4 protein-coding genes are annotated in these 4,652 nt (G+C 65.8%); all 4 read right to left on the minus strand.

Annotation, left to right across the window (positions count from 1 at the left end; genetic code table 11):
* Positions 1-1,856 (minus strand): proline dehydrogenase family protein (locus RT697_RS26905; RefSeq protein ID WP_313702674.1); only part of this gene is annotated, 1,856 nt, incomplete at its 3' end.
* 173 nt (positions 1,857-2,029) lie between these two features.
* Complete coding sequence (locus RT697_RS26910) at positions 2,030-2,713, minus strand: PqiC family protein (RefSeq protein ID WP_313702675.1); 684 nt, start codon at positions 2,711-2,713, stop codon at positions 2,030-2,032.
* 6 nt (positions 2,714-2,719) lie between these two features.
* Positions 2,720-4,384, minus strand: coding sequence for an MlaD family protein (locus tag RT697_RS26915; RefSeq protein ID WP_313702676.1), 1,665 nt, complete (start codon positions 4,382-4,384; stop codon positions 2,720-2,722).
* Positions 4,385-4,431: 47 nt separating this feature from the next.
* The coding region (locus tag RT697_RS26920) for a paraquat-inducible protein A (protein WP_313702677.1) at positions 4,432-4,652 on the minus strand (221 nt) is incomplete at its 5' end.

Consider the following 4,652-nt stretch of genomic DNA (forward strand, 5'->3'; position numbering starts at 1 on the left):
TTGCTGAGATCCAGGCCGGCCGAGTTGGCGCGGGCGCCGTCCTGCGGATTGCCATAGAGCTCGCGCGGCAGCGGAATCTTCTCGTGCGGCGCGCCCAGCGGCGTGATGCGCGAGGCAGCTTCGACCGGGTCCGCGACCAGCGTTTCGACCGGGATGGTTTCATCGCCGATCAGGTTCACGAACGAGGTATTGGCGCCGTTTTCAAGCAGGCGGCGCACCAGGTACGCCAGCAGCGTTTCGTGCGTGCCGACCGGCGCGTAGATGCGGCACGGACGGTTGAGCTTGCCCTGGGTCAGCGGGCCGACCACTTCTTCGTACAGCGGCTCGCCCATGCCGTGCAGGCACTGGAACTCGTACTGGCCGGGGTAGTAGTTCTGGCCGGCAAGCTGATAGATCGCGGCCAGCGTATAGGCGTTGTGCGTGGCGAACTGCGGATACACGGCTTCGGGCGCGGCCAGCAGCTTGCGGGCGCAGGCGATGTAGGCCACGTCCGTGTACAGCTTGCGGGTGTAGACCGGATAGCCTTCCAGACCGTCGACCTGGGCGCGCTTGATTTCGCTGTCCCAGTACGCGCCCTTCACCAGGCGGACCATCACACGATGGCGGCTGCGGCGGGCCAGGTCGATCACGTAATCGATGACGAACGGCGCGCGCTTCTGGTAAGCCTGGATGACGAAGCCGATGCCGCTCCAGCCTTCGAGTTCAGGCGTGAAGCACAGCGCTTCCAGCAGGTCCAGCGAGATCTCAAGGCGGTCGGCTTCTTCGGCGTCGATGTTCAGGCCGATGTCGTAGCTGCGCGCCAGGATGGTCAGCGCCTTCACGCGCGGCAGCAGTTCCGCCATGACGCGTTCGCGCTGGCCGCGCGAGTAACGCGGATGCAGGGCGGACAGTTTGATCGAGATGCCGGGGCCTTCGTAGATGCCGCGGCCCGCGGCGGCCTTGCCGATCGCGTGGATGGCCTGCTCATACGACGCGTAGTAGCGCTCGGCGTCTTCAGCCGTGGTGGCCGCTTCGCCGAGCATGTCGTACGAATAGCGGAAACCGCACGATTCCATCTTGCGGTTGTTGGCCAGGGCTTCGGAGATCGTCTGGCCCGACACGAACTGCTCGCCCATCATGCGCATGGCCATGTTCACGCCCTTGCGCACCAACGGCTCGCCGCCCTTGCCGATCAGGCGCGTCAGCGCCTTGGACAGCGACTGCTCGCTGCTCACGGCCACCAGCTTGCCCGTGATCATCAACCCCCAGGTGGCGGCGTTGACGAACAGGGACTGCGAACCGCCCATGTGCGACTTCCAGTCGCCGCGCGCAACCTTGTCGCGGATCAGGGCGTCGCGCGTGGCGCGGTCGGGAATGCGCAGCAGCGCTTCGGCCAGGCACATCAGCGCCACGCCTTCCTGGCTGGACAGCGAGAATTCCTGGATCAGACCTTCGACGCCTCCGCCGGTGCGCTTGCCGCGCAGCTTCTTGACCAGGCCCGCCGCCATCGCGTGCACCTTTTCCAGGTTGGGCACGCGGGCCTGGCCCAGCAGCAGCGGCACGCACTCGGGCTCGGGGCGGCGATAGGCCGCGGTGATGGCGGCGCGCAGCACGGACTGCGGCTGCACGTCCTGGCCAAATTCATAGAACGGCGGCGTGGGCGCGGCATGGGATTCGCCCGCATCCTCTTCGCCCGCGGCATCCGCGCTCAGGTGGGACATCTCGGCGGGGAGATGGCCGCGCTCGATCTTGTCCAGATAGGACAGGATCGCCTGCTTATGCAGCCAGTGCGGCGTGCAGTTGAGCTTGGTGGCGGCGGCTTTCAGGCGGTCGCGGAGTGCGTCGTCGACTTTGACGCCGAGGGTCGTGCTGGCCATAAGAGATTGCTTCCTGTCGCATGGCAAAGGTGTAACTGGGCCCGATCGGAACCCAGTAAGGGTAGGACCGTATGCTAGACAGGTTGCAACCGTGTTTGTATTAAGGTTAACCCTAGGTTGAACCTAGTTAACCGCTTGAGATCGCGGGGTTTATCCCGAAAACGCCGGGCGGATCATTCCTTCAGCGGGGAACAACCCATCATCTGGACCGAGCCAGAACCCGCGGGGGTCTGGCCTCGAATGGCGGCCGCCATGACGCCCGCCAGACTCACCACCGCGCGCTGCTGCGCGGCGATCAGGCTGGTGACGGCTTCATCAGGCACGCTTTCGGTCACGATGCTGCGGCACAGGAGCCCCCTTCCCTTGGCATCGACCGGCCGCACCCGCCAGGTGGCATCCAGTTGCGCCATGCTGCCCGACACCATCTCGAAGCGCTGCACGTCGGTCTGCACGCGCCAGATCGGCGCCCCCGGCCCCGGCTTGACCATCTGCACGTCGAGTGCGCCCAGGTCGCGCTTGAGCGCATCGGACAAGGCATTGCGCAATTCGTCGCCCAACGGCGAACTCCAGCGCTCGGAATACAGTGCGGAAATGCTTCCGTCGCCGGTGCGGACCATGAGTTGCGGCTGGTCGGCCTGCGTGGCCAGCGTGACGGGCTGCACCTCGATCAGGAACGAGGCCGAACCCGGCGCAGCGCCTGGCGCCCCCGACCGTTCGGGCGTCTGCAGCGTGTAGTAGTGGACGGGCGGCGACGACCCGCAGGCCGCCAGCGCGCCGGACAGCGCCAGCGCGGCCAGCGCGGCGCGGGCGCGTCCGCGGCGGGTCGGGGTTGCGGAGCAAGAGAGTCGGCTTTTCATGAGCGTCTAGTTCCTGACTGGGCCGGCGCCCGGGATGGGGTCTTCGCCTCTGCCGCGCAGCAGGGCTTCGGGATTGGATTGCAGGAAGTCGGCCAGCGCGCGCAGCGAACGCGCCGCGCGGCTCAGTTCCTGCATCGCCCGTTCGGTATTGACCGGCAGCGAGGCGTCGGAGGCCAGCAGCGAGTTGATGTTCGCCATCGAGTCCTTGGCCGCCTTCAGCGCCTTCTGCGCTTCGGGCGCCACCTGCTTATCCAGGCGGTTCATCAGCTTGGACGTGCTGGCCAGCGTGGCGCGCAGGTCGTCGCCGATCTTGTCGAACGGAATCTTCTCGATCTTGGTGACGATGTTGGTGACCTGCTGCTGGAGCTGATCCAGATTGCCCGGCACGGTCGGGATCATCGCGGGTTCGGACATCACGAACTCAACCGGCTTGGCGTTCGGCACGTTGTCCAGCACCACGTAGAGCTGGCCGGTCAGCAGGTTGGCCGTGCGCAATTGCGCGCGCAGCCCGTGCTTGATCATCACGCCCAGCAATCGGCCCCCGGCCACGTCGCCTTCCTTGATTGCACGCTCGCGCACCTCTTCGTAGACGCGGCCCAGCCGTTCCGGATACAAGGTGGCGTCCACCAGCGAATAGAAGCGCTTGGTCTCGGGATCGAAGTCCAGCGTGATCTGGGTGACGTCGCCCAACGTGATGCCGTTGAAGTCGATCGGCGCCCCAACGGTCAGCCCGCGAATCGATTGGTCAAAGCGCATGCGGATCGGGAAGGCCTCGCCGTCCGGGTTGGCCTTGGCCGCGGCCTCGGTGGCGTACAGGTCGAACTGACTGTCGGCCTTGGCGGCCGCATCGCCATCGCGGGCGTTCTGCACGGTCGCGAACGCCACGCCGCCCACCGCCATCGAAACGAGCGACTGCGTGCGCACCTTCAGGCCATCGGCGTTGACGCTGAAGTCCACGCCGCTGGCGTTCCAGAAGCGGGTGCCGTTGGTGACGAACTTGTCGTTGGGCGCGTCGACGAACACCTCGACGTTCACGGCGCTGCCGTTTTCGTCCAGGGCATAGCCGATCACGCGGCCCACGTTGATGCGGCGGAAATAGACGGGCGAGCCGATATCCAAAGAGCCCAGGTCAGAGGCCTTGAGCATGAAGCGCTTGCCCGCACGGTCATGGGTCACGGCGGGCGGGACTTCCAGGCCTTCAAAAGACAGCTTGGTGGCGCGGTTGCCGTTGTCCTTGCCCTCTTCCGCGTCCACGCCGATGTAGGCGCCCGACAGCAAGGTGCCCAGGCCCGACACGCCGCTGACGTCCAGCCGCGGCCGCACGACCCAGAAGTTGGTGCCTTCGCGCGCCAGATCGGAGACCTGCTTGGACAGCTCGGCTTTCACGACCACCTTGCTGCGGTCGGAATTGAAGCCGATGGACTTGACCGTGCCGATGTTCACGTCCTTGTAGCGGAGCTGGGTCTTGCCCACTTCAAGCCCTTCGGCGGTGTTGAACGAGATCGAAATGTCGGGGCCAGCCTGCATCCACGTCCGCACGACCAGCGACAGGCCCATCAGCGCGGCCACGACGGGGACCAGCCAGATCCAGGAGATCCGGCTTTTCTTCTTGCGCGAGATCGCAGGCGACGCGAACTTCTCTTCACCAGATCCGGGGGCTTGCTCGGACATCTACTTTTTCCTTTTCTGAGCGGAAAACAACGGCGGGGAGGCCTTTCCTAGCCCACTTGCTTGCCGGAGACGGACACCGGCGCATGCCGGCCCTCCACCGGCGCTGATTCGATTTCGGTCTGACCTTCAAGGTCCCAACTGCGGCGCAGGTCGAAGCTCATGGCCGCCAGCATGGTCAGGATGACGACCACGCCGAATGCGGCGGCGCCGGCACCGGCGCTGATCTCCATCAAGCCCTGAAAGTCGGCCAGCGCCGCCAGCAATATAA

Origin of the sequence: Achromobacter sp., from assembly GCF_032113835.1 — a bacterium.
Taxonomy (GTDB): Bacteria; Pseudomonadota; Gammaproteobacteria; order Burkholderiales; family Burkholderiaceae_B; genus Achromobacter.